General features: G+C 68.3%; 22 protein-coding genes. 11 read left to right on the plus strand and 11 right to left on the minus strand.

The window, feature by feature from the left end:
* Positions 1-40: 40 nt before the first annotated feature.
* Together BLV63_RS06780 and BLV63_RS06785 are read right to left on the minus strand one after the other, a co-directional pair.
* Complete coding sequence (locus BLV63_RS06780; RefSeq protein WP_066211230.1) at positions 41-955, minus strand: glutamate ABC transporter substrate-binding protein; 915 nt, start codon at positions 953-955, stop codon at positions 41-43.
* A 137-nt stretch (positions 956-1,092) separates the two neighbouring features.
* Positions 1,093-1,848, minus strand: a complete 756-nt coding sequence (locus BLV63_RS06785; RefSeq protein WP_066211228.1) for an amino acid ABC transporter ATP-binding protein — start codon at positions 1,846-1,848, stop codon at positions 1,093-1,095.
* A 104-nt stretch (positions 1,849-1,952) separates the two neighbouring features.
* On the opposite strand from BLV63_RS06785, the gene BLV63_RS06790 reads away from it, so the two are divergent.
* The 4 genes from BLV63_RS06790 (at position 1,953) to BLV63_RS06805 (ending at position 4,703) form a co-directional block, all read left to right on the plus strand.
* Positions 1,953-2,729 (plus strand): LOG family protein, encoded by a 777-nt coding sequence (locus tag BLV63_RS06790; RefSeq protein ID WP_066211227.1) that lies wholly within the window; start codon positions 1,953-1,955, stop codon positions 2,727-2,729.
* Positions 2,730-2,797: 68 nt separating this feature from the next.
* On the plus strand, positions 2,798-3,178 hold the full coding sequence (locus BLV63_RS06795; protein WP_066211225.1) for a DivIVA domain-containing protein: 381 nt from the start codon (positions 2,798-2,800) through the stop codon (positions 3,176-3,178).
* Positions 3,171-4,427 carry a hypothetical protein gene (locus BLV63_RS06800; protein ID WP_066211988.1) on the plus strand — a complete coding sequence of 419 codons (1,257 nt, stop codon included), beginning with the start codon at positions 3,171-3,173 and terminating at the stop codon, positions 4,425-4,427. The genes BLV63_RS06795 and BLV63_RS06800 overlap by 8 nt, the downstream gene beginning before the upstream one ends.
* Before the next feature lie 105 nt (positions 4,428-4,532).
* Positions 4,533-4,703 (plus strand): DUF3117 domain-containing protein, encoded by a 171-nt coding sequence (locus BLV63_RS06805; RefSeq protein ID WP_074784102.1) that lies wholly within the window; start codon positions 4,533-4,535, stop codon positions 4,701-4,703.
* Positions 4,704-4,783: 80 nt separating this feature from the next.
* Here the strand turns inward: BLV63_RS06805 and BLV63_RS06810 are convergent, their stop codons facing one another.
* Complete coding sequence (locus BLV63_RS06810) at positions 4,784-5,416, minus strand: O-methyltransferase (protein ID WP_066211223.1); 633 nt, start codon at positions 5,414-5,416, stop codon at positions 4,784-4,786.
* Between the two features lie 167 nt (positions 5,417-5,583).
* On the opposite strand from BLV63_RS06810, the gene sigE reads away from it, so the two are divergent.
* Together sigE and BLV63_RS06820 are read left to right on the plus strand one after the other, a co-directional pair.
* Positions 5,584-6,216: an RNA polymerase sigma factor SigE gene (gene sigE / locus BLV63_RS06815; RefSeq protein WP_066211986.1), complete on the plus strand. Its 633-nt coding sequence runs from the start codon at positions 5,584-5,586 to the stop codon at positions 6,214-6,216.
* Between the two features lie 84 nt (positions 6,217-6,300).
* Positions 6,301-6,675 carry a twin-arginine translocase TatA/TatE family subunit gene (locus BLV63_RS06820; protein ID WP_066211984.1) on the plus strand — a complete coding sequence of 125 codons (375 nt, stop codon included), beginning with the start codon at positions 6,301-6,303 and terminating at the stop codon, positions 6,673-6,675.
* Positions 6,676-6,771: 96 nt separating this feature from the next.
* On the opposite strand, the gene BLV63_RS06825 is transcribed toward BLV63_RS06820, so the two are convergent.
* From BLV63_RS06825 to BLV63_RS06835, 3 genes are read right to left on the minus strand one after another with little or no spacing between them, the layout of a single operon-like run.
* A complete protein-coding gene (locus tag BLV63_RS06825) occupies positions 6,772-7,902 on the minus strand; it encodes an Mrp/NBP35 family ATP-binding protein (RefSeq protein WP_066211219.1) in 1,131 nt (376 codons plus the stop codon).
* Positions 7,899-8,561 (minus strand): DUF1003 domain-containing protein, encoded by a 663-nt coding sequence (locus BLV63_RS06830; RefSeq protein WP_066211216.1) that lies wholly within the window; start codon positions 8,559-8,561, stop codon positions 7,899-7,901. The genes BLV63_RS06825 and BLV63_RS06830 overlap by 4 nt, the downstream gene beginning before the upstream one ends.
* Positions 8,554-9,837 carry a magnesium transporter MgtE N-terminal domain-containing protein gene (locus BLV63_RS06835; RefSeq protein ID WP_066211215.1) on the minus strand — a complete coding sequence of 428 codons (1,284 nt, stop codon included), beginning with the start codon at positions 9,835-9,837 and terminating at the stop codon, positions 8,554-8,556. The genes BLV63_RS06830 and BLV63_RS06835 overlap by 8 nt, the downstream gene beginning before the upstream one ends.
* A gap of 76 nt (positions 9,838-9,913) precedes the next feature.
* Between BLV63_RS06835 and BLV63_RS06840 the strand changes: the two genes are divergently transcribed.
* Positions 9,914-10,945 carry a YflT domain-containing protein gene (locus tag BLV63_RS06840; protein ID WP_254780494.1) on the plus strand — a complete coding sequence of 344 codons (1,032 nt, stop codon included), beginning with the start codon at positions 9,914-9,916 and terminating at the stop codon, positions 10,943-10,945.
* A gap of 165 nt (positions 10,946-11,110) precedes the next feature.
* On the opposite strand, the gene BLV63_RS06845 is transcribed toward BLV63_RS06840, so the two are convergent.
* Positions 11,111-12,673 (minus strand): aminopeptidase P family protein, encoded by a 1,563-nt coding sequence (locus BLV63_RS06845; RefSeq protein ID WP_066211213.1) that lies wholly within the window; start codon positions 12,671-12,673, stop codon positions 11,111-11,113.
* A gap of 160 nt (positions 12,674-12,833) precedes the next feature.
* Between BLV63_RS06845 and BLV63_RS06850 the strand changes: the two genes are divergently transcribed.
* Complete coding sequence (locus tag BLV63_RS06850; protein ID WP_066211211.1) at positions 12,834-14,135, plus strand: MFS transporter; 1,302 nt, start codon at positions 12,834-12,836, stop codon at positions 14,133-14,135.
* Positions 14,136-14,168: 33 nt separating this feature from the next.
* Positions 14,169-15,014 carry a PHP domain-containing protein gene (locus tag BLV63_RS06855; protein WP_066211209.1) on the plus strand — a complete coding sequence of 282 codons (846 nt, stop codon included), beginning with the start codon at positions 14,169-14,171 and terminating at the stop codon, positions 15,012-15,014.
* Between the two features lie 4 nt (positions 15,015-15,018).
* Here BLV63_RS06855 and BLV63_RS06860 read toward each other — a convergent pair whose 3' ends face one another.
* Positions 15,019-15,645 carry a TetR/AcrR family transcriptional regulator gene (locus BLV63_RS06860; RefSeq protein WP_066211207.1) on the minus strand — a complete coding sequence of 209 codons (627 nt, stop codon included), beginning with the start codon at positions 15,643-15,645 and terminating at the stop codon, positions 15,019-15,021.
* A 36-nt stretch (positions 15,646-15,681) separates the two neighbouring features.
* On the opposite strand from BLV63_RS06860, the gene BLV63_RS06865 reads away from it, so the two are divergent.
* Entirely contained in the window at positions 15,682-16,482 is an 801-nt protein-coding gene (locus tag BLV63_RS06865) for an alpha/beta fold hydrolase (protein WP_066211205.1), read from the plus strand.
* 16 nt (positions 16,483-16,498) lie between these two features.
* Here BLV63_RS06865 and BLV63_RS06870 read toward each other — a convergent pair whose 3' ends face one another.
* From BLV63_RS06870 to BLV63_RS06880, 3 genes are all read right to left on the minus strand, one after another.
* Positions 16,499-17,374 (minus strand): DNA-methyltransferase, encoded by an 876-nt coding sequence (locus tag BLV63_RS06870; protein WP_066211202.1) that lies wholly within the window; start codon positions 17,372-17,374, stop codon positions 16,499-16,501.
* A gap of 8 nt (positions 17,375-17,382) precedes the next feature.
* Positions 17,383-19,041: a DEAD/DEAH box helicase gene (locus tag BLV63_RS06875; protein WP_066211199.1), complete on the minus strand. Its 1,659-nt coding sequence runs from the start codon at positions 19,039-19,041 to the stop codon at positions 17,383-17,385.
* Positions 19,042-19,276: 235 nt separating this feature from the next.
* Positions 19,277-20,794: an RNB domain-containing ribonuclease gene (locus BLV63_RS06880; protein ID WP_074784108.1), complete on the minus strand. Its 1,518-nt coding sequence runs from the start codon at positions 20,792-20,794 to the stop codon at positions 19,277-19,279.
* Between BLV63_RS06880 and BLV63_RS18110 the strand changes: the two genes are divergently transcribed.
* Complete coding sequence (locus tag BLV63_RS18110) at positions 20,782-21,885, plus strand: DUF805 domain-containing protein (RefSeq protein WP_066211197.1); 1,104 nt, start codon at positions 20,782-20,784, stop codon at positions 21,883-21,885. The two genes, BLV63_RS06880 and BLV63_RS18110, sit on opposite strands and share 13 nt — an antisense overlap.
* Positions 21,886-21,901: the final 16 nt, after the last annotated feature.

Consider the following 21,901-nt stretch of genomic DNA (forward strand, 5'->3'; position numbering starts at 1 on the left):
GGGACGGCTCGTGGGGCGGTTTCCCGCCCCACGAGAGGTGTCACTTATAGTCGTCCACCGCCGGCTGCTGCACCTTGGTGCCGGTGCTGCCGAGGGTCGAGTCGTAGATCTTCGTCCAGGTGTCCTTGCCGTCCGTGAACAGCTTGTTCACGAAGTGGCGCAGCGCCGCGTCGCCCTTGGCCATGCCGACGCCGTACTTCTCCGTGGTGAAGGGCTCGCCCACCACCTTGAGGGCCTTGTCAGGGTCCTGCGAGGCGTAGCCGAGGAGGATGGCCTGGTCCGTGGTGACCGCGTCCACGGAACCGTCCTTGAGCGCGGCGACACACTGCGAGTAGTTCTCGAACTCGACCGGCTTGGCGGACTTGAAGTTCTCCTTGATGTTCTGGATCGGGGTGGAACCCGTGGCGGAGCAGACCTTCTTGCCGTCCAGGTCCTTCTCGCTCTTGATGCTGGTGTTGTCCGACTTCACCAGCAGGCCCTGGCCGGTGACGAAGTAGGGTCCGGCGAAGTCGATCTGCTTCTTGCGCTTGTCGGTGATCGAGTAGGTGCCGACGTAGTAGTCGATGTCACCGTTCTGGATCGCGGACTCACGGTTGGCGGAGGGGATCGGCTTGAATTCGATCTTGCTCTTGTCGTAACCGAGCGAGGCGGCGATCCACTTGGCGATCTCCACATCGAAGCCGCTGAACTCGCCGGTGGCTGCATCCTTGAAGCCGAGGCCGGGCTGGTCCTGCTTGACGCCGATGCGGATCTTGTCATTGGACTTGATCTTGTCGAAGGTGGCGCTGCCCGTCAGGGAGACGTCCTTGGCGACGGTGTAGGGGGCGTCACCGCCGCCTGCGGCGCCGTCGCTCGGGGAGCTGCCGCTCGAGCCGCCACAGGCGGAGAGCGTCAGGGCGAGTGCCGCGGCTGCGGCGCCCAGTGCCGCAGTGCGGCCGGTGAAAAGCTTCCTCATGGTTGTTCTTCCCTTTCCGTGTCCGGTCGGCAGACCGGGGAGATGGAGATGAGCCGGGTGCGTGGCTCGGTACTGAGCAATCGAGTAGAAATCGGTCACCGAGCCATCGGATGCCGACAGCGTCAGTGGTGGGTGGGTCAGTGGGTGAGCAGCTTGGACAGGAAGTCCTTGGCCCGGGCGCTCTGGGGATTCGTGAAGAACGCCTCGGGCTCCGAATCCTCCACGATCTGCCCATCGGCCATGAACACCACCCGGTCCGCGGCCTTCCGGGCGAAGCCCATCTCGTGGGTCACCACGATCATGGTCATCCCCTCCTTGGCCAGCTGGACCATGACATCCAGGACCTCGTTGATCATCTCGGGGTCCAGGGCGCTGGTGGGTTCGTCGAACAGCATGACCTTGGGCTTCATGGCCAGAGCACGGGCGATCGCCACGCGCTGCTGCTGGCCTCCCGAAAGCTGGGCGGGGAGCTTCGGGGCCTGCTTGCCCACCCCCACCCGTTCCAGAAGTGCGCTCGCATCGCGCTCGGCGGTGGCCTTGTCCTGCTTCTTGACCTTGATGGGGCCCAGGGTCACGTTGTCCAGGATGGACTTGTGCGCGAAGAGGTTGAAGGACTGGAACACCATTCCGACATCAGCGCGCAGGTTCGCGAGCTGCTTGCCTTCGGCCGGGAGCTCCTTGCCGTCGATGGTGATGACACCGTCGTCGATGGTCTCCAGGCGGTTGATGGTCCGGCACAGAGTGGATTTCCCGGACCCGGACGGCCCGATGATCACCACCACCTCGCCGCGCTTCACCTGCAGATTGATGTCCTGCAGAACGTGCAATGCGCCGTAGTGCTTGTTAACGCCCTTGAGGGAGACGAGGGCCTCCCCTTCCTCATGTGCGGTCATGCCATGACCTTAGTCACATCTTTTGGGCAATGTGAACTCAAGCGCACAATCTCTGCCGGATTGTGATCCACGCTGAGCTGGGCTGATCCCGTTAGCCTAAGACCATGAGCACGCACTTCACTTCCCCCCGGCACAACGAACCCCGGCGTCGCGGCCCCGTGGAACTGCGGCGCGGGCAGGCCGGCATCGAGATGGCGGACCAGCGGCTGCTGGACAGCGGCACGCCGGGCGCCTTCGTCCACTCCGACCCGTGGCGCGTCATGCGGATCCAGAGCGAGTTCGTCGAGGGCTTCGGCGCCCTGGCGGACCTCGGACCCGCCATCAGCGTGTTCGGCTCGGCTCGCACCAAGCCAGGCTCCCGGTATTACGAGCTCGGGGTGCAGATCGGCCGCAAGCTCGCCGAGAGCGGCGTCGCCGTGATCACGGGTGGCGGGCCCGGTTCGATGGAGGCCGCCAACAAGGGCGCCGTCGAGGGTGGCGGCGTCTCGGTGGGCCTCGGCATCGAGCTGCCGTTCGAGCAGGGCATGAACGAGTGGGTGGACCTCGGCGTCAACTTCCGGTACTTCTTCGCCCGGAAGACCATGTTCGTGAAGTACGCCCAGGGCTTCGTGGTGCTGCCGGGCGGCCTCGGGACTCTCGACGAGCTGTTCGAGGCCATGGTGCTGGTCCAGACCCACAAGGTGACCTCTTTCCCGATCGTGCTCGTGGGCGTGGACTACTGGACACCCATGATCGAGTGGATCAAGGGGACGCTCGTGGCCGAGGGCATGGTGTCGCCGCAGGATCTGAACCTCATCCAGCTGGTGGATGACCCCGACGACGCCGTCCGCCGGGTGCTCCACGACGTCCACCCGGGCACTTCGGACGAGCGTCCCGAGTAGTCCGCGCGCGGGAAGCCCCGTCCTGGTCCGTTGTCGGCCGGGGCGGGGCTTTCTGGCACCATGGAGGCATGACTTTCCTCCTGGTGTTCCTTGCGATCGTGGTGCTCGGCGCGGCCTTCGTCATGGCCACGCCGTTGCTGCGCAGGATCAGGGTGGGAGGACGCTCGGTGAGCGCCCCCGATCTGGAGGACGGGTTCGAGGAACCAGTGGCGAACCTGCCGGCCGTGCTGCTCCCGGAACGCCCCACGCCCGCGGATGTGGACCGCCTGCGGTTCTCGCTCGGCCTGCGCGGGTACCGGATGGACCAGGTCGATGAGGTGCTCGACCGTCTGCGGGATCAGCTCGCCGTCCAGCAGAGCGAACTGAATCAGCTGCGTGGCCGGCTCGCGGAACTGACGGCGGGGTCCGCCGTCGTCGGGCCGGCGACCGGTGATCGTCCGCATGAGTGAACCGGTCTCCGAGGAGCTGCGCCGGGGCGGGTCCGAAGCGGCGTCGCGCGCCCGGGGCATGATCACCGCGCCGCGGAGGTGGCCCTGGTGGGCGCAGCTCAGCGCGGTCTACGTGGCGGCCCGCGTCTTCAGTTTCATCGTCTTCTCCGGCGCGGCCTTCAAGCAGGGCATGAATCCCTGGATGCCCGCGAGCCCCGGGTACTGGGATTTCATCACCATCTGGGACGGCCGCTGGTACCAGACGGCCGCCGAACAGGGGTACCCGTCGCAGCTCCCGGTCGACGCCCTCGGCAACGTCCAGGAGAACGCGTGGGCCTTCTACCCGCTGTTCCCGCTGCTGGGGAAGGCCCTCTCCGGGGTCCTGGGGATTCCGGTCCTGGCGTCCATGACGGTGATCGCGATGGTGGCCGGCCTGTGCGCCGTGCTGGTGATCTTCCGCCTCTTCCTCTGTTTCGCGTCCCACCGCACGGCCTTCTGGGGCGCGGCCTTCGTGGCGGTGTTCCCGGTCTCCGGCATCCTGCAGGTGCCGTACGCGGAGTCACTCAACCTCCTGCTGCTGGCCGCGTCCCTGCTGGCCCTCGTGCGGCAGCGGTACCTCGCCGCGATCCCGTTCGTCATCCTCGCAGCGCTGTCCCGGCCCACGGGGGTGCCTTTCGGCGCGCTCGTGGGACTGTTGCTGGTCCACCGTCTCTGGCTGCTCTTCCGCGCACGACGCCGGCCGGCCCCCGACGAGCTCGGCTCGCTGCTGCGGCACGCCGCGCTGACCGTGGTGTCCTGCGCGGCCGCCCTCACCTGGCCGGCGCTCGCCTGGCTGAAGACCGGGGACCCTCAGGCCTACACCCGCACCGAGACCGTCTGGCGCGGGACCGACCTGGTGCCCTTCAAGCCGTGGTGGGACATGGCCGTCGGGCTCCTAGGACCCGGGCTGGGCCCGGTCGCGCTCCTGGCGTTCGTGGGCGTGTTCGCGTGGGCCCTGCTGAAGGCGCCTGCGGTCCGCGCGATCGGCGTCGAACTCCGCCTGTGGTGCGCCTGCTACTTCGGTTACCTGCTGGCCTTCCTGCACCCTCAGACCAGCACCTTCCGGATGCTGCTGCCCCTCTTCCCATTGGCTCTCGCGACGGCATTCGTCTCGCGTTCGCGTGCCTACCGCTGGACGGTCGTCCTGATGTTCTCCCTGCTCCAGATCGTGTGGATCGTCTGGCTCTGGGCGTGGGCCCAGTTGCCGGGCGGTGGCGACTATCCTCCGTGACCTGGGGCTCTCCCGGTGTGCGGGTTGGTCCATCGATTAGCCTGTGACCCGCGACTCAGGGGATAATAGGCAGGACGCACTCGACGAACGCAAGGAGAATCTCCTATGGCCGCCATGAAGCCCCGGACCGGGGACGGACCCATGGAAGTGACCAAAGAAGGACGCAGTCTCATCATGCGGGTTCCGCTGGAAGGCGGCGGCCGGCTGGTAGTGGAGCTCAACGCCGATGAGGCCGCTGAGCTGAAGAACTGCCTGGAGGGCGTGACGCAGGCCTGAAGCACGGAGCGCGGCTGCTGGAAAGCGGCCGCGCTGCGGTATTTAAGGCCTCGGCCGCTCCGGGCCGAGCGCCGGAGGACTCAGCGCTTGACCGCGGCGAGGAGGCCGTCGCCCGTGGTGAACACGGTCGTCAGCACGCCCTCGTCCTCGCGCAGGCTCTTGATGAGCTGGCGCAGGGCGACGGTGGTCTGGTCGCGGTTGGCGGGATTGCTCACGCGGTCGCGGTCGAGGGCGTCGTTGAGCAGGAGGACCCCACCGGGCTTGAGCAGCCGGAGCGCCTGGGTGACGTAGAACGGGGCCTGGGCCTTGTCGGCGTCGATGAAGACGAGGTCGTAGGCGGAATCGGTGAGGCGCGGCAGAACGTCCTGCGCGCGGCCGGAGATCGTGCGGGTGCGGTTGGCGGGGACACCGGCTTCGGCGAACGCCACGCGAGCCGCACGGAGGTGTTCCACGTCGTGGTCGATGGACGTCAGCACCGCCTGCGGCGAGAGCCCGCGCAGCAGGTAGACGCCGGAGACGCCCGCGCCGGTGCCGATCTCCACGGCGGTCCGGGCCTTCGCCGTGGCGGCGAGGACGGAGAGCGCCGTGCCGGTGCCCGCGGAGACGGCGGGAACACCCAGGTCGAAGGCACGTTCCCGTGCCCGGAGGAGCACCTGGTCTTCCTCCGGCAGGCCTTCAGTGAAGGACCAGCTGGTGGATTTGTCGGTGCTCATGTGGTTCGCCCTCTGCGGAAAAGATGTATCTGGAAGAAGCTCCCCAGATATTTCACAGGGAACCTTGACATGATAACGGTCAAAGTGCTGGCGATTGAAGCCGGGGCTCGGTATGGCGCATACCCGCCATCGGGGGATGGATCGGAAGGGAGCAGGACATGCTGAACATGGCTGACAATCCTGCCACCGCGGTGGCAGTCGAGGACTCCGGCCAGGTGGAGACGCCGCTGGAGGAATGGAAGCGCCCCAGTTGGGAGGAAGTGGTCACCAACCACTCCGCCAAGGTGTTCCGTCTCGCCTTCCGTCTCACGGGAAACCGTCACGACGCCGAGGACCTCACGCAGGAGGTCTTCGTCCGTGCCTTCAAATCGCTGGACAAGTTCAAGCCGGGCACCCTGGACGGCTGGCTGCACCGGATCACCACGAACCTCTTCCTGGACCAGGTGCGCCGCAAGGCCCGCATCCGTTTCGACGGACTGCCCGAGGATGCCGATCAGCGGATCCCCGGCAACGAGACCAGCCCGGAACGCAGCTTCGAATTCAACAACCTGGACTCCGACATCCAGGCCGCGCTGGACAAGCTGCCGATCGAGTTCCGCACGGCCGTGATCCTGTGTGACATCGAGGGTTTCTCCTACGACGAGGTCGCCACCGCGCTCGGCATCAAGCTCGGCACCGTGCGTTCCCGGATCCACCGTGGTCGTGCGCTTCTGCGGACCGCACTGGCGGACCGTGATCCGCGTCGCCCGGCCACCGGACGGCCCCAGCTCAAGCTCCCTCGCGTGGCGGGAATCCACTGACCGGATCCGCTCCGTGTCACTGAAGATCGGCCCCACGTCCGGGATCGTCCGGGAGGCGGGGGAGAGGGTAGTCTTTCCAACGTGATATTCGGTATTAATGGGCCAGAATTCCTGATCCTGCTGATCATCGGCGTTCTGGTGATCGGCCCCAAGCGTCTGCCCGAATACACCCAGGGCCTGATGAATCTGGTCCGTGGCGTCCGGAAGATGGCGTCGGGCGCCCGGGAACAGATCAAGGACGAGGTCGGCATCGACATCGACGAGGTCGACTGGCGCAAGTACGACCCCCGTCAGTACGATCCCCGCCGCATCATCCGCGAAGCCCTGCTGGAGCCGGAGGCCCCGGCCGCTGCCTCCGCCGCCGTGGGTGCGGCCGCCGTCGCGACCGCCATGCCGGAGCGGGAGATCCCGCGACTGGCCGAGGGCGAGAGCGCGCCTTTCGACACCGAGGCCACCTGAGCACAGCTGCCGTACGACGACGGCGCGCCGACCATCCGATGGTCGGCGCGCCGTCGTCGTCTCCGGGGTGAGCCGTGGCCGAGGGTGGGCTCTCGGTCACCCCCGGGGGGTGACGCCGAGGGAGAGCCCGCTCAGCCCGCGTGGCTTGGCGGCCAGAGCGTCCGCCACCGAGAGGAGTGCCCGCGAGACCGCGGCGTCCGGGTGGGCCAGGACGACCGGCATCCCGGAATCCCCACCCTCCCTGAGCGCGATCTCCAGCGGCAATTTTCCGAGGAGTGGGACCTGGTAGCCCAGAGCTTCCGTGAGGCGCTGGGAGAGCGTCTCACCGCCTCCTGAGCCGAACACTTCGAGCCGCTCACCGCCGGGGGTGTCGAGGTACGACATGTTCTCGACCACGCCGACCACCCGCTGGCCGGTCTGTGTGGAGACTGTGCCGGATCGTTCGGCGACCTCGGCCGCCGCCGACTGCGGGGTGGTGACCACGAGGACCTCGGCGGACGGCAGGAGCTGCGAGACGGAGATGGCGATGTCGCCGGTGCCCGGGGGCAGGTCCAGGAACAGGTAGTCCAGGTCGCCGAAGTACACCTCGGAGAGGAACTGCTCCAGGGCGCGGTGCAGCATGGGGCCACGCCAGGCGACGGGGGCGTTGCCCTCCACGAACATGCCGATCGAGATGACCTTGACCCCGTGGGCCACGGGCGGCAGGATCAGCTCGTCCACGCGGGTCGGGGACTGCGTGATGCCCATGAGGCCGGGGACGGAGAATCCGTGCACGTCGGCGTCGACGATGCCCACCCGGAGGCCCCGGGCGGCCAGGGCGCACGCGAGGTTCACGGTCACCGAGGACTTGCCGACTCCGCCCTTGCCGCTCGTCACGGCGAACACCTTGGTGAAGTTGCCCGGCTGGTTGAACGGGATGCCGCGGGTGTCGCCGGGACCGCGGAGCTGATCCTTGAGCGCCTGCCGTTGTTCCGGGGTCATGACGGCGAGCTCCACGTCGACGGACGTCACCCCGGGGACGGTCAGCAGCGCCGCCGTCGCGTCGGCCGTGATGGTGTCCCGCAGGGGGCAGCCCTGGATGGTGAGGAGCACGCGCAGGCGGACCGCGCCGTCGTCGTCGATCGAGACCGCGTCGACCATGCCGAGCTCCGTGATGGGGCGCCGGAGCTCCGGGTCGATCACCGTGTCCAGGGCGCGCTGCAGCTGTTCAGTGCCGGGAGGTGTCATGCTCCCGGTTCCCGGCTGGGCTTCTTGATCTTCGGGATCTGCTGAGTGCGGGGACCGCGCTGACGGTCCCGTTTGTCGCGGATCTTCTCCTTGACCTTGTCCGCCGTCGTCTCACCGTCGCCGGCGCCGTCCTCACCCGAGTGGAACTCCTCCTGGGCCTCGATGATGTCCTCGAGGAGGGACCGCATCTCGGCGCGGACGTAGTCACGGGTGGCGACCTCGCGCAGCGCGACGCGCAGCGCGGCAAGCTCACGGGTGAGGTACTCGGTGTCGGCGAGGTTCCGCTCGGCGCGCTGGCGGTCCTGTTCCAGGGCCACGCGGTCACGGTCGTCCTGCCGGTTCTGGGCGAGGAGGAGCAGTGGGGCCGCGTAGGAGGCCTGAAGGGAGAGCATGAGCGTCAGGAGGGTGAAACCGAGCGCCTGCTGGTCGAACTGGAGATCCGCAGGGGCCCAGGTGTTCCAGGCCAGCCAGAACACACAGAAGATCGTCATGTAGACGAGGAACTGCGGGGTGCCCATGAAGCGGGCGAAGCCTTCCGTGGCTTTGCCGAACGCGTCCGGGTTGGGGGAGAACCGGGGGAAGAACCGGCCCCGTGCGGCGCGGGGGGTGTCCAGGCTGTTCTTCTCCGCTCCGGGGCGGCGATCCCTGTTGTCAGCCATTGCGACCCCTCAGCTTCTTGAACGGGACGTCCTCGGCGTGGGCGCGCCAGTCCTCGGGTAGGAGGTGATCCAGGACGTCATCGACGGTGACGGCGCCGACCAGGCGGCCGGTGTCGTTCACCACGGGCAGGGCGTTGAGGTTGTAGACCGCCATGATGCGGGCCACCTCGCTGATGTGGGCCTGATCCTGGACGGGCTCCAGGTTCTTGTCCACGAGATTGCCGATCGGTTCGGGCGGGGGATACCTCAGAAGTTGCTGGATGTGCACGACGCCGAGGAACCGGCCCGTGGGGGTCTCCAGCGGCGGGCGGGCGATGAAGATGGAGGACGCGAGGGCCGGGGTCAGCTCTTCGCGGCGCACGTGGGCCAGGGCCTCGGCCACGGTGGCCTCCGGCGGGAGGATCACGGGGACCGGGGTCATGAGACCGCCGGCGGTGTCCTCGTCATACTCCAGGAGGCGGCGGACGTCCTCGGCCTCTTCGGGCTCCATGAGCTGCAGGAGTTCCTCCTGCTGCGCTTCGGGGAGCTCGGAGAGGAGGTCGGCGGCGTCGTCCGGGTCCATCTCCTCGAGCACGTCGGCGGCGCGTTCGCGGTCCAGGGAGGACAGGATCTCCACCTGGTCCTCCTCCGGGAGTTCCTGGAGGACGTCGGCGAGACGTTCGTCCTGAAGCTCGCTGGCCACTTCGAAGCGGCGCTTGTCGCTCATCTCCTGCAGGGCCTCGGCGAAGTCGGCGGCCTTGAGGTCCTCGTGGCTGGCGACGAAGGCCGTGGCGGCCTGCGGTTCGGTGGCCGCGGCCGGGACGGCGTCCGTCCAGTTGATGATCATGGTCTCGTTGCGGCGCAGCCGGGCGAGCGGGGAGAACGAGTGCCCGCGGCGCACGAAGAGCTTGGAGACGAACCAGTCGCCGGAGCGGTGCTGGTCGATCGCGATGTCCTCGATCGTGGCCGAGCCCGAGCCGTCCGTGAGGGTGACCCGGCTGTCGAACATCTCGGCGACCACGAGGGTCTCCATGCCGCGCTGTTCGAAGCGGCGCAGATTGACCAGCCCGGTGCTGATGACCTGGGCCTGGTCCATGCTCGTCACGCGCGTCATCGGCACGAACACGCGTTTCTTGCCCGGGACTTCCACCACCAGGCCGACCGCATGCGGAGGCGCGTTGTTGGCGCGGGCCAGCACCACGACGTCGCGGACGCGTCCGAGCCGGTCACCCAAAGGGTCGAAGACATCCAGACCGAGGAGGCGGGCAACGAAGACGCGGGAAGTAGGGTTGCTCACCCGACTAGGCTATCCACTTCGTCCACGTTTGGCTGAATTCCGGTTGCAGCCCGGCTGAATAGGCAAGAATGTGGGTATGTCGAACTTGTTTGGTGCACCCAGGATTCCCGAGGAGCTCCGTTCCGTGCCGCAGGGCGTGACGGTGGGCTCCTACAACTCCTACCTCGATGCCCAGAAGGCCGTGGACTACCTGGCGGACCAGCAGTTCCCCGTCCAGTACGTCTCGATCGTGGGCAACGACCTGAAACTCGTGGAGCGCGTGACCGGCCGTCTGAGCTACCCGCGCGTGGCCATGTCCGGCCTGCTCAGCGGCGTGTGGTTCGGTCTCTTCATCGGTCTGCTGCTGTCCCTGTTCTCTCCCGGCGGCGCGTTCTCCGTGGTGACCTCGGTGCTGATGGGCGCTGCTTTCTTCGCGCTCTTCGGCATCGTCAGCTACGCCATGCAGCGGGGCAAGCGTGACTTCACCTCGACCAGCCAGGTGCTGGCCAGCAGCTATGACGTCATCGTGGCCCCCGAGGTCGCGGGGGAGGCGAGCCGGCTGCTCCTGCAGCTTCCCATGCGGGGCAACGACGGCGGCGCCCGCCAGCACAGTCAGCAGCAGGGTCCGCAGGGTGGCCAGCACCCCGGCTACGGGCAGGGTTACGGCCAGCCTCAGGCGCCGCAGGAACCGCAGCGGCCCGAGGGCTGGGGCAACCCGTACGGACAGCGCGCCGAGGACTCCGGCCAGCAGGCTCAGGCTCCGGAACAGCAGGCCCCGTCCACCGTGTCCTCGGACTACCGTGATCTTCCGGACGGTCGCCCGCAGTACGGCGTCCGCCTGAACCAGACACCCCCGGCCGCTCCCGCCGCGCCGGCTCAGGAACAGCAGCAGGGAGAGCCGCAGCACGTTGAGCCGCAGCACGTTGAGCCGCAGCACGGGGCCGACCGGCCGCACGACGCCGAGCAGCCCCACGACGGCGCTCCGCAGGCGGAGCAGCAGGGTGAGCACGGGCAGCACCAGGAGCGCCAGCACGGTGAAGGCCAGCACTCGGACGGCCAGGCGCAGCACGACGAGCCGCAGCAGGACCAGCATGGCGAGCAGCCCACCAAGGATCCCCGGGGCGAGTAGTCCCGGCCGGTTCCGCCGGGACCGCGAAGTGTGACGCCGTGCGTCGCACGGGTCTGGAAGGACGAATGGCCCCGCACCGGGATTCCGGTGCGGGGCCATTCTCATGCCCGGGGCGCGGTGCTCACGCTGTCGCGCTCAGCGCGCCACGACGGCGATGCGTGACGCTCAGGCGCGCAGGCTCGCCATCCAGGCCTCGACGTCGTCGGCCGTGCGGGGCAGTGCGGCGCTCAGGTTCACGGCGCCGTCCGCGGTCACGAGGATGTCGTCCTCGATGCGGACGCCGATGCCGCGGTACTCCTCCGGGATCGCGAGATCCTCGGACTTGAAGTACAGGCCCGGCTCGATGGTGAACACCATGCCCTCGGCGAGTTCGGCATCCAGGTACAGCTCACGCTTGGCCTGGGCACAGTCGTGGACGTCCATGCCGAGGTGGTGGCTCGTGCCGTGCGGCATCCAGCGGCGGTGCTGCTGACCGCTCTCCGAGACGGCCTCCTCCACGGTCACGGGCAGCAGACCCCACTCGGCCAGGCGCTCGGCCAGGACGCGGGTGGCGATCTGGTGCAGCTCGCGGAACTTCAGGCCCGGACGGGCCGCCGCGAAGGCCGCGTCGGCGGCGTCCAGCACGGCTTCGTAGACGCGGCGCTGCACCTCGGAGAAGGTGCCGTTGACCGGCAGGGTGCGGGTGATGTCCGCGGTGTAGAGGCTCTCGGCCTCGACGCCGGCGTCGAGCAGGAGGAGGTCGCCCTCCTTCACCTGACCGTTGTTGTTGATCCAGTGCAGGATGGTGGCGTTGTTGCCGGAGGCGGCGATGGTGTCGTAGCCGAGGTCGTTGCCTTCCTCGCGGGCCTTCGCGAAGAACGCGCCTTCCACGACGCGCTCACCACGGTGGTGGGCGACGGCGCGCGGCAGAGCCTTGACGACCTCGTGGAAGCCCTCGACGGTGGCGGCGACGGCCAGCTTGAGCTGCTCGACCTCCCACTCGTCCTTGATCAGGCGGAGCTCGGACAGGGCCTCGGCCAGCTTCTCGTCCAGGGCGTCGAGCTGGGAGAGATCCAGGTTCTCGGGGTCCTGGGCGGTGTTGTAGCGGGCGGTGTCCACCAGGGCGTCGATGTTCTCGTCGACCTTGCGGAGCAGACGGATGGAGATGCCGCCGATCTCGGACGCGCCGACGTTCTTGGTGATCGCCACCTCGAGCTCGTCGAGGTGCGCGGTCGCCAGGTCGAGGCGGGCCTTCAGATCGGCCAGGCTCGGGCGCGGGCCGATCCAGAACTCGCCGGACCGTGCGTCCGCGTAGAACTGCTCGGTGTCGCGGCCGGCCATGGGACGGAAGTACAGGGTGGCGTGGTGGTGGCCGCCGTCGTCGCCCTGGCCGTCATCGGTGGGTTCGAGGATCAGGACCGCATCCGGCTCGTGGTCCACGCCCAGGCCCGTCAGGTGCGCGAAGGCCGAGTGAGGGCGGAAGCGGTAGTCGGTGTCGTTGCTGCGGACCTTGTGCGGACCGGCGGGGATCACCAGGCGTTCGCCCTTGAACTGCTCCGAGATCGCACGACGACGGCGGGCGGCGTGTGCGGCGACGGCTTCCTCGGCCGGGAGCTCCTGCGAGGCGGGAGCCCAGCTGCTGGCCATGAAGGCTTTGAAGGCATCGGAGGAGGGGCGCTGCGAACGGTTGTTCACACGGTCCTCCAACGGCTGGGTGCTGGCATCAGTGGTGTGTTCTGCGTCATTCACCCTCCTATCGTCTCACTGATCCGGGGAAGGCAGGAGCCGGGCCGGGGAGTGCCGCTCCGGGGGCTTGACTCGCTTCACGGCGGAGTCCGCTGTATATGTCGTACTTCACGCCGATCCCCGGTGTGCTCAGCCCGCCACACCCTTCGAGGTCAGGTCATCGATGAGCGCGGAAATCACGGATTCGGCCCGCAGCGCCGGGCTGCCCCTTGCCTTCTTCGGCTTCCTCACCGCGGTCAGCATCTCGAACATCGGGGACAGTTTCCGGTCGCTTTCCCTTGATCTGTGGTTCTACGAGGCATCAGCGGACAAGGAGGCAGCCCGGGTCACGTTGCTGCTGATGACGATCCTCCCGGCTTTGGTGCTGGGCCCTCTCGCCGGCGCCGTTGCGGACCGGTGGGACCTGCGGCGGACCTTCCTCGTCACCAACGTGCTGCGAGGGTTTCTGAGTTTCGGACTTGCCGCTCCGGCATGGCTCGCCGGGCCGGGGTATCTGGCCGTGCTGATCGTGACCGCCTCGGCGATCTCGTCGGTGTTCTTCGCTTCGTCGGCGTTCGTCTTCCTTCCCCGGCTGGTCAAGGAAGGTCTGCTCTCCCGGGCGAACGGCTACCTCGAGTCGGCCACCTGGGCCGTGAGCTCGGTCGGGCCTGCCCTGGCGTCGGGCGCCTTCGCGCTCTGGGGTGCGGCGCCCGCCTTCCTCATCGATGGGGTGTCCTTCATGGCCGCCGCGTACCTGTTCTCCAAAGTCGTCCGGAAGACGCCTGAAGCGGGGACTGAACGCGTGCCGTTGGCGGACCGGCTCCGGGTCTTCAGGGAGGAGCTGCGGGAACTGGTGCTGGGCATTCCTCCCGCGGTGCGGTATCTGGCAGGACACCGTCCAGCTCTCGGGATACTCCTGGGTTCTTATGGGGTCACCATCACCGCCGCCGTCAACTCGTTCAGCCTGATCTTCCTGATCGCATCCGATCTCGGGCTACCCGCCGAGGTCTTCGGCTTCGTGCTGTCACTCAATGGCATCGTGGCCGTGGCCGCCGCGGTTCTCACCGGCGTCTTCCTGCGCACCGAGGCCCTGCGCCGGTGCTTCCTCGCCTGTCTGCTCCTGCTCGCCACCTCCCAAGTGATCATGGGGCTGTCGCCGAACGTGATCCTGTTGCTGGTGGGCGTGGCGGTGAGCGCGAGCGTCAATGCCCCGTACAACGTGGCCGTCACGACCTTGTTCCAGAAGTCGATCTCGGAGAAGTTCCTGGGGCGCGTCGAGGGTCTGGACGTGTCGGTGGACAACGCGCTGAGAATCATCGTCCTGCTGGCCGCCGCCTGGTCGGTGGGGTTCTTCGGGGCGCGTCCGGCGCTGATCGTGTCGGGGGTGATCGCGGTTGTCCTCTGTGGCGTCGCGTGGTGGCTCACCCGGGAGACCGGCCAAGCGGGAGAGCCCCGCCCTGCGAGGGGCGACGACGGCGACGGGTGAGCTCCGCGGGTCCGCCGGGACTACGCTGGGAGCGTGAGGATCGACCTGCATGCACACTCGAACATCTCGGACGGCACTCAGCCGCCCGCCGACCTCGTGGCCTCCGCCGCGCAGGCCGGGCTCGACGTCGTCGCGCTGACGGACCATGACACCACCGACGGGTGGGCTGAGGCGGCCGCAGCGGCGAAGGCTCTGGGCGTCGCCCTCGTGCCGGGTATGGAGATCAGCTGCCGCACCTCCGAGGGCATCAGCGTCCACCTGCTGTCTTATCTGCACGATCCCACCCACCCCGGCCTACTGGAGGAGATCTCGAAGGCCCGCGACGCACGGCTCAGCCGGGCCGAGCACATGGTCGCGCTGCTCGCGGAGGACTACCCGCTCAACTGGGACGACGTCACCCAGCACCTGGCGCCGGGCGCCACCGTGGGACGGCCGCACATCGCGGACGCTCTGGTGGCCGCGGGAATCGTGAGTGACCGGACCGAGGCCTTCGCCACCATCCTGACGTCGCATTCGCGGTACTACGTGCAGCATTACGCCGTGGAACCGGCACTCGCCGTCGAGCTCGTCAGGGACGCAGGCGGCGTTCCCGTGTTCGCTCATCCGGTGGCCAGCGCGCGCGGCCGTGTGGTGGGGGAGCAGACCTTCCACGAGATGATCGACGCCGGACTCGGCGGCCTGGAGGTCTGGCACCGGGACAATCCGCGCGAAGGCCGCGAATACCTGCTGGGCCTCGCCGCGAAGCACGACCTCATCGTCACCGGCTCCAGCGACTACCACGGCAAGGGCAAACCCAATCTGCTGGGCGAGAACCTCACGTCGCCGGAGCAGTTCGCCCGGATCGAGGACCAGGGCCGCGGCAGCGTGATCCGGGGCTGAGGGGTCAGCCCCGGGAAGGTGCGCTGAGTGCTTGCCCGGCGATCAGCCGGAGGGCGAGGCGAGCCGTCTCCAGGAGTTCGTCCCGTCCCGTTCCGAGATTCGATTGCGCGGACAGCCCGTGCCACACCGACTGAATGAAGGAGGTCAGCGTTTCCGGTGAGATGCCGCGGCGCAGTTCACCGTCGTTTGCCGCCTGGCGGAGCCGCGTGAGCAGGGCCTCCGCATTGGAGGCCTGTAGGTCCGCGACATAGGCCCGTGCGTCGAGGGTGCTCGTGCTGTCCGCCAGAGCGGCACTGCTGATGAGGCAGCCGGGATGAACATCGCTGCTCTGGGTGAACTCGCCCACCGAATCGACGAGCACCCGCTCGATGACCCCCAGAGCCTCCGGTTCGGTCACGGCGCTCTGATAGATCTCGCGGTAGCGCTCGGCATAGGTCCGCACGGCCTCCTCGAAGAGGCCGGCCTTGCTGCCGAACGCGGCGTAGAGGCTCGACGTCGAGATCCCCAGTTCCGTGGTCAGCGCCCGCGTGGAGGTCCCGGAATAGCCGTGGCGCCAGAAGAGGCGCGCGGCACCCAGGATGGCGCGATCGCGGCTGAACGTCGAGGGACGGCCCCGGGTGGTGGAAGACACCCTGGAATTATAGATCGTTTGCTCCATAATTGATTTATGGAGCAAACGATTCAAAAAACAGTGAAGCGTGACGACGGCAGCTGGTTGACGGTCGATGTCTACGGCGACCCCGGCGCGCCCGGTCTCGTGATGGTGCCGGGCGTGATGAGCGACGCGCACTCCTGGGGCGCCGTCGCGCGGGCGATCACGGCCTGGCCTTCGGTCGCGGTGCTGAATCGCCGGGGGAGAGCGCCGTCGGGACCGCTCACCGCGGACTACTCCCTGGACGTCGAGGTGGGCGATCTGCTGGCGGTGCTGGAAGTCCTCGGTCCCGTGAAGGCCGTGTTCGGCTGGAGCTACGGGGGCCTGATCGCCCTGCTCGCCGCCGGCCGGCACACGATGGAGCAGGTGATCGCCTACGAGCCTGTCGGTCGACCGTTCGCCGCGGAGGCCCTTCCGGGCCTGCGGACGGCGGAGCAGGCACAGGACTGGGACCGGAGCGTCGAGATCGTCAACCGAGACATCTCAGGCTTCACGGCCGACTATGTCGCGGGGCTCCGGGCGGATCCCGCCGTCTGGGAGAAACTCCGGCGGTTCAGTGCGCCCCTGGCCGCCGAATTGACGGCGCTGAACGCAGTGGCGCTGCCGGAGACACTGGCGCGGAAAGCCGACCGAGTGGATCTCATCGTCGGGGAACTCAACCGACACGGCGAGCCCTATGGAACGGCGTTCGACGCCGTCGTGGGCCGGGTGCCGGGCGCGCGGGTCCACGAGCTCGCCGGAGTGGGTCACCTTGCGCATCTGGAGGACCCCGCAGGGCTGGGGCGTCTCCTCGACGCACTCGCCGGCAAGCCTTGAGGGCGCGCCGCAGGACTCAGTCCAGCGTGTGAACCGTGGCGGAGTCCGCGAGCCGGGTCGCCATGACCGACACGGCGGACGGGTTCTCGTCCACGCAGACGAAGCGGCGACCGGTCTTCGCGGCCACCGCGCCGAGGGTTCCGGAGCCCGCGAAGAAGTCCAGGCACCAATCGCCAGGCCGGGTGGACGCCATGACCATGCGGCGCAGGAGCCCTTCCGGTTTCTGCGTCGGATAGCCCGTCTTCTCCTTGCCCGTGGGGGAGACGATGGTATGCCACCAGACGTCCGTAGGGAGCTTCCCGCGCTGGCGCTTCTCCTCGGTCACGAGACCGGGGGCCATGTACGGTTCGCGGTCCACCTCGGCCGCGTCGAAGTGATACGCCTCCGGGTCCTTGACGTAGACCAGGATGTTGTCGTGCTTGGCGGGCCAGCGGCGACGGGCGCGGGCGCCGTAGTCGTAGGCCCAGATGATCTCGTTGAGGAAGCACTCGCGCCCGAAGATCGCGTCGAGCATCACCTTGGCGTAGTGCACCTCGCGGTAGTCCAGGTGAAGGTACAGCGTTCCGTCCGGGGCCAGGAGACGCCATGCCTCACGCAAGCGGGGCTCAAGGAACGCCCAGTAGTCCTCGAAGGCGTCGTCGTAGCGATGCAGGTCCCCCCGGAGCGTCTGGTACGAGCGCCCCTGGAAGCCGATCCGGTCACCTTCGCCCTCCGCGCTGCGGACCATGGTGGTCTGCTGGCGGCGCTGGGTGCGACCCGTGTTGAACGGGGGATCGATGTAGATGAGCGTGAACGAGTCATCCGGCAGGGACGGCAGGAACCCGGCGTTGTCCGCTTGGACCACCAGGTTCCCGCCGTCCGGCTGCCAGAGCTGTTCAGCGGTCCGGGCCATGGATCCCGTCAGGATTCCTGGGCGGGGGCGCCGGCCTCGCGGGCCACGACCTCGCCGTTGCGGCGGCGGGTGCGGTTGCGCGGGCGGCGGCGACGGGAGTCGTCGTCGCTCTTCTTCTCGGCGGCAGGCGCTTCGGTGGTCTCCGCGGCAGGCTGACGTGTCCGACGACGGCGGCCCTCGCCGTCTCCGGAAGCCCCCTCGCTGCGCCGGCCCTCGGAGCGGCGCTCGCCGCTGCGCTGACGGTCACCACGGGAGGACGACGACGGGCGCTTGGTCACGCGCTTTCCGGTCTCGCCCAGATCCTCGAGAACTTCGGCATCCACGCCGGCCAGGACGCGCTTGTCGCGGGGCAGGCGGCCCTTGGTGCCCTCCGGGATGTCCAGATCCGTGTAGAGGTGGGCGGAGGAGGAGTAGGTCTCGACCGGCTCGGCGAAGTCGAGGCCCAGAGCCTTGTTGATCAGGGCCCAGCGGGGCATGTCCTCCCAGTCCACGAAGGTCACGGCGGTGCCCTTGTTGCCGGCACGGCCCGTGCGGCCCACGCGGTGGAGGTAGATCTTCTCGTCCTCGACGCACTGGTAGTTGATGACGTGGGTGACATCGTCGACGTCGATGCCGCGGGCGGCGACATCGGTGGCGACCAGGACGTCCACCTTGTTGTTGCGGAAGGCGCGCAGGGCCTGTTCGCGGGCGCCCTGGCCCAGGTCACCGTGCAGCGCGGCAGCGGCGAATCCGCGGTCCACGAGCTCCTCCGCGACCTTCGCGGCGGTGCGCTTGGTCTTGGTGAAGATGACGGTGCGGCCACGGCCACGGGCCTGCAGGATCCGCGAGACGACCTCGATCTTGTCGAGCGAGTGCGCGCGGTACACCAGCTGGCGGATGTCCCGCTTGGTCAGGCCTTCGTCGTCCGGGTCCGCCGCGCGGATGTGGGTGGGGCGCGTCATGTACCGGCGGGCCATGGCGATGACCGGGCCGGGCATGGTGGCGGAGAAGAGCATCGTCTGACGCGTGCCGGCCGGGGTGGCGGCCATCAGCGTCTCGACGTCCGGCAGGAAGCCGAGGTCCAGCATCTCGTCGGCCTCGTCCAGGATCACGATCTTGATGTTGGAGAGGTTCAGGTGGCGCTGCTTGTAGAGGTCGATCAGGCGGCCCGGCGTGCCGACCACCAGGTCGACGCCGTTCTGGAGCGCTTCGATCTGCGGCTCGTACGCACGGCCGCCGTAGATGGTGGCGATGCGGACCTGGTGCAGCCGGCTGGCGGTGGCGAGGTCGTTCGCGACCTGCACCGCGAGCTCGCGGGTCGGGACGATCACGAGGGCCTGCGGAGCGCCCGGGACCTGCAGCTTCGAGTACTTCGGGTCATCGCTGGTCACGATGCGCTCCAGCGCCGGGACGCCGAAGCCGAGGGTCTTGCCGGTGCCGGTCTTCGCCTGGCCGATGATGTCGTGCCCGCCGAGAGCGACGGGGAGTGTCAGCGCCTGGATGGGGAAGGGGTGGATGATCCCGGCCTGGGCCAGGGAATCGACGATCTCGGTGCGGACACCGAAGTCCGCGAAGGTCTTCTGGACCTCGGCATGCGGTTCCGCCGTGGTGGTGATGGTCTCCTCCGGCTCGACACTCTCCGTGCCGCTGGTGTCGACCAGGACTTCATGACTGTGGGTTTCGCTCACGCGTGCCTCCTTGGCATTGCTCCGCCAGCGCCGGGACGGGCGTCTGCCAACCTTGGCGACGGCACCGGTCGTTCCAGGAAAGGTCCCGGAGAAGGCGGAGTACGGGTGGAAGCCGATCGCGGTCTGCGTGGGCCGCACTGGCGGCCATCAGGGGTGCCGGGCCCGTGAAGAACGGGCGGGGCGGGGGAAATCAATGGTCAATCAACGACCGGGCATCCATGACTACCCCCTCATTCTAGGGGATGGAGGGCTGATTCCCTGGATTTCCTCCCTGGGCTGACCCCGAAGGCGCCTCCCCGGCCAGACTGAACGTGACCGTACGGCGCTGGACGTCGGCGGCGTCCAGGCGCACCTTCACCCGCGTCCCGGGTTCCATGGCGCCGGTGCACCGCGCCGACACGGCGGGATCGAGCAACTGGACGGTGGCGACCGGGGCGGTGGCGTTCTTGCCGTTGCCGGTCGAGATGACCACGGCGTCGAAGACCTCCCCGAGCCGGGGCAGCATGACGGCGGCCTCGACGGTGTCGATCGCGGCACGGTCCAGACGGGACGAGCGCTGCTCGGCGGCCTTCATGAGGTCCGGCACCTGGGGCAGGCTCTCTCTCGCCCACGCGGGGACCTCGGTGCCCTGGCTGAGCGCCTCGCACACCACGAGCACCCACCGGTCGACGAGCCGTCGCAGCGGCGCGGTCGCATGGGAGTACGGGGCTGCGATGGCGGCCTGGACGGTGTCGGCAGGGACCTCGCCGTCGAAGGCCACGTAGCCCGCCCCGCGGAAGAGGGCGGCCGCCGCGTGGATGATCGCGAGGTCTTTCGGCTGGGCGGGGTCGAGTGTCCTGAGGTATTGGCCGTAGCTCATGCCACCTGGGCCGTCGGCGCTCCAGGGCTTGCCGAGAGCGGCAGTCTGGCGTTCGAAGGTCTCGAGGGACCGCGCGTCCGGAGCCGGCATGGTCCGCAGGATGCCTACGGAGCCGCGCACCATCAGGTCCGCGGCGGCCATCCCGGTCATGAGGGAGATCTGCGCGTTCCAGTCCTCCACCGGGAGCGGGACTTCGGTGATGAGGCGGTAGGCCCCGGTCTCGGGGTCCTGTTCGACCACCTGCGCCGGGAGTTTCAGGGAGGCGCCGCCCCGGAGGCGTTCGAGCTCGATCCGTTTCAGCCCCACCTCCTTGAGGAGGCGCAGGCACTCGCTGGCGGTCCCGTCGTCGATGGCCTCCTGAACACCCTGGTAGCTCAGCTTGGCGCGCGATCGGACGCGGGCCCGGCGGACCGTGGCGTTCACGACGGCGGCGGTGGAGTCGAGCGTGAACTCCCAGAGGAAGGCGCCCCGGTCGACGTCGGGCAGCAGGCTGCCCGCGTCCTCGGATATCGCTTCAGGGTGCAGGGGGATGCGGCCGTCCGGCGCGTACAGGGTGAGCCCTCGACGCCGGCATTCGGCATCCAGCGCCCCGCCGGGTGTGACGAAGGAGGGCACGTCCGCGATGGCGTAGTAGACGGTGTATCCGTCGCCGTGACGTTCTATGAACACGGCCTGATCCAGGTCCGTGGAGGACGCCGGATCGATGGTCACGAGGTCCAGATCGGTGCGGTCCCAGGACGGCAGTTCCCGGGTGCGGATGACGCGCTCGGTCTCGTCGAGGACGTCAGGCGGGAAGGCCCGGGGGACTTCGAGTTCTTCGCGCAGTGCGGTGAGCGCCTCGGCGAGACCGTCCTGAACGCCCTGGGCGCCACTGGGGATCCATGTGTTCGTCACGCTCACAGGCTAGCCCCCGGGCGGTCTCCCGGCTTCTCCGACATCCCGCCGAGTCCCGCTTCTGGCATACTGACTGCAAAATCATCACCGCGTGTCACGGCCGTCAGTGGCCAGTCAGGAGCAGGGCAAGCCATGACGAATCAGCCCGAGTCCCATCAGCCGAATCCCCAGCAGCCGCCGGTCCCCCGCAGCCCCCGCAGGGTGCGCCGACCCAGCAGCCGACCCAGCAGGGGCAGCAGTCTGGTCAGCAGAACTGGAACCAGGCCCAGCAGCAGTACGGACAGCCCCAGCAGTACGGGCAGCAGCAGGCTCAGAGTCCGTACCAGCAGCAGTACGGTCAGCCTCAGCAGTACAACCAGCCCCAGCAGTACAACCAGCAGCAGTACGGCCAGCAGTACAACCAACAGCAGTACGGGCAGGGCCAGCCCACTCAGCAGCAGGGGTACCCGCAGCAGTATCAGCAGTCCCCCCAGCAGGGGTACGCGCAGCAGCAGGGCCAGTACCAGCAGCCGGGCCAGGCCGCGCCTCAGCAGTACGGACAGGCCGGCGGATCGTATGCTCAGCCGCAGTATGGCAATCAGCAGCAGCCGGTCTACGGCGGTCAGTCCGCCGCGCTGCCCGGCCCCCTCGATCCGGGAACGAACCTCGGCTTCATGGCCGCCATCAAGACCGTGTTCCGGAAGTACGCCACGTTCACCGGGCGTGCGGGCCGTCCGGAATTCTGGTGGTGGTTCGTCTTCGTGGCCGTGATCGCGGCGGTCCTCAGCACCCTTGCGGCGATCTTCTTCGGCACCGGCCTGTCGCAGGCGGTCGCCGACGGTGACTACACGGAGATCCCGGGCACCGGCCAGGCCCAGGTGAACACCAATGCCCTGATGATCATCGGGTTCATCTTCTGGGGCATCGCGGGGCTGTTCTCGCTGGCGGTCCTCGTGCCGACCATCGCTGTCGGGGCCCGGCGCCTGCACGACGCCAACTTCAGCGCCTGGTTCCTCTTCCTCTACCTGGTCCCGATCGGCAACCTGGTGCTCCTGTTCCTGTGGGCTCAGGCGCCCAAGCCGGAAGGCGCGCGTTTCGACGTCCGCGTCTGACGCCGTCGTCGACAAT

Origin of the sequence: Arthrobacter woluwensis (assembly GCF_900105345.1) — a bacterium.
In the GTDB taxonomy this organism is placed as follows: domain Bacteria; phylum Actinomycetota; class Actinomycetes; order Actinomycetales; family Micrococcaceae; genus Arthrobacter_E; species Arthrobacter_E woluwensis.

What these genes read in the sequence shown, in the direction of transcription:
- BLV63_RS06790 (WP_066211227.1), top strand. Translation starts at nt 1,953, where the DNA reads ATGAGCACGCACTTCACTTCCCCCCGGCACAACGAACCCCGGCGTCGC.
- BLV63_RS06785 (WP_066211228.1), bottom strand. Translation starts at nt 1,848, where the DNA reads ATGACCGCACATGAGGAAGGGGAGGCCCTCGTCTCCCTCAAGGGCGTT.
- BLV63_RS18110 (WP_066211197.1), top strand. Translation starts at nt 20,782, where the DNA reads ATGTGTTCGTCACGCTCACAGGCTAGCCCCCGGGCGGTCTCCCGGCTT.
- BLV63_RS06780 (WP_066211230.1), bottom strand. Translation starts at nt 955, where the DNA reads ATGAGGAAGCTTTTCACCGGCCGCACTGCGGCACTGGGCGCCGCAGCC.
- BLV63_RS06800 (WP_066211988.1), top strand. Translation starts at nt 3,171, where the DNA reads ATGAGTGAACCGGTCTCCGAGGAGCTGCGCCGGGGCGGGTCCGAAGCG.
- sigE (WP_066211986.1), top strand. Translation starts at nt 5,584, where the DNA reads ATGGCTGACAATCCTGCCACCGCGGTGGCAGTCGAGGACTCCGGCCAG.
- BLV63_RS06805 (WP_074784102.1), top strand. Translation starts at nt 4,533, where the DNA reads ATGGCCGCCATGAAGCCCCGGACCGGGGACGGACCCATGGAAGTGACC.
- BLV63_RS06840 (WP_254780494.1), top strand. Translation starts at nt 9,914, where the DNA reads ATGTCGAACTTGTTTGGTGCACCCAGGATTCCCGAGGAGCTCCGTTCC.
- BLV63_RS06870 (WP_066211202.1), bottom strand. Translation starts at nt 17,374, where the DNA reads ATGGCCCGGACCGCTGAACAGCTCTGGCAGCCGGACGGCGGGAACCTG.
- BLV63_RS06865 (WP_066211205.1), top strand. Translation starts at nt 15,682, where the DNA reads ATGGAGCAAACGATTCAAAAAACAGTGAAGCGTGACGACGGCAGCTGG.
- BLV63_RS06830 (WP_066211216.1), bottom strand. Translation starts at nt 8,561, where the DNA reads ATGGCTGACAACAGGGATCGCCGCCCCGGAGCGGAGAAGAACAGCCTG.
- BLV63_RS06850 (WP_066211211.1), top strand. Translation starts at nt 12,834, where the DNA reads ATGAGCGCGGAAATCACGGATTCGGCCCGCAGCGCCGGGCTGCCCCTT.
- BLV63_RS06810 (WP_066211223.1), bottom strand. Translation starts at nt 5,416, where the DNA reads ATGAGCACCGACAAATCCACCAGCTGGTCCTTCACTGAAGGCCTGCCG.
- BLV63_RS06795 (WP_066211225.1), top strand. Translation starts at nt 2,798, where the DNA reads ATGACTTTCCTCCTGGTGTTCCTTGCGATCGTGGTGCTCGGCGCGGCC.
- BLV63_RS06825 (WP_066211219.1), bottom strand. Translation starts at nt 7,902, where the DNA reads ATGACACCTCCCGGCACTGAACAGCTGCAGCGCGCCCTGGACACGGTG.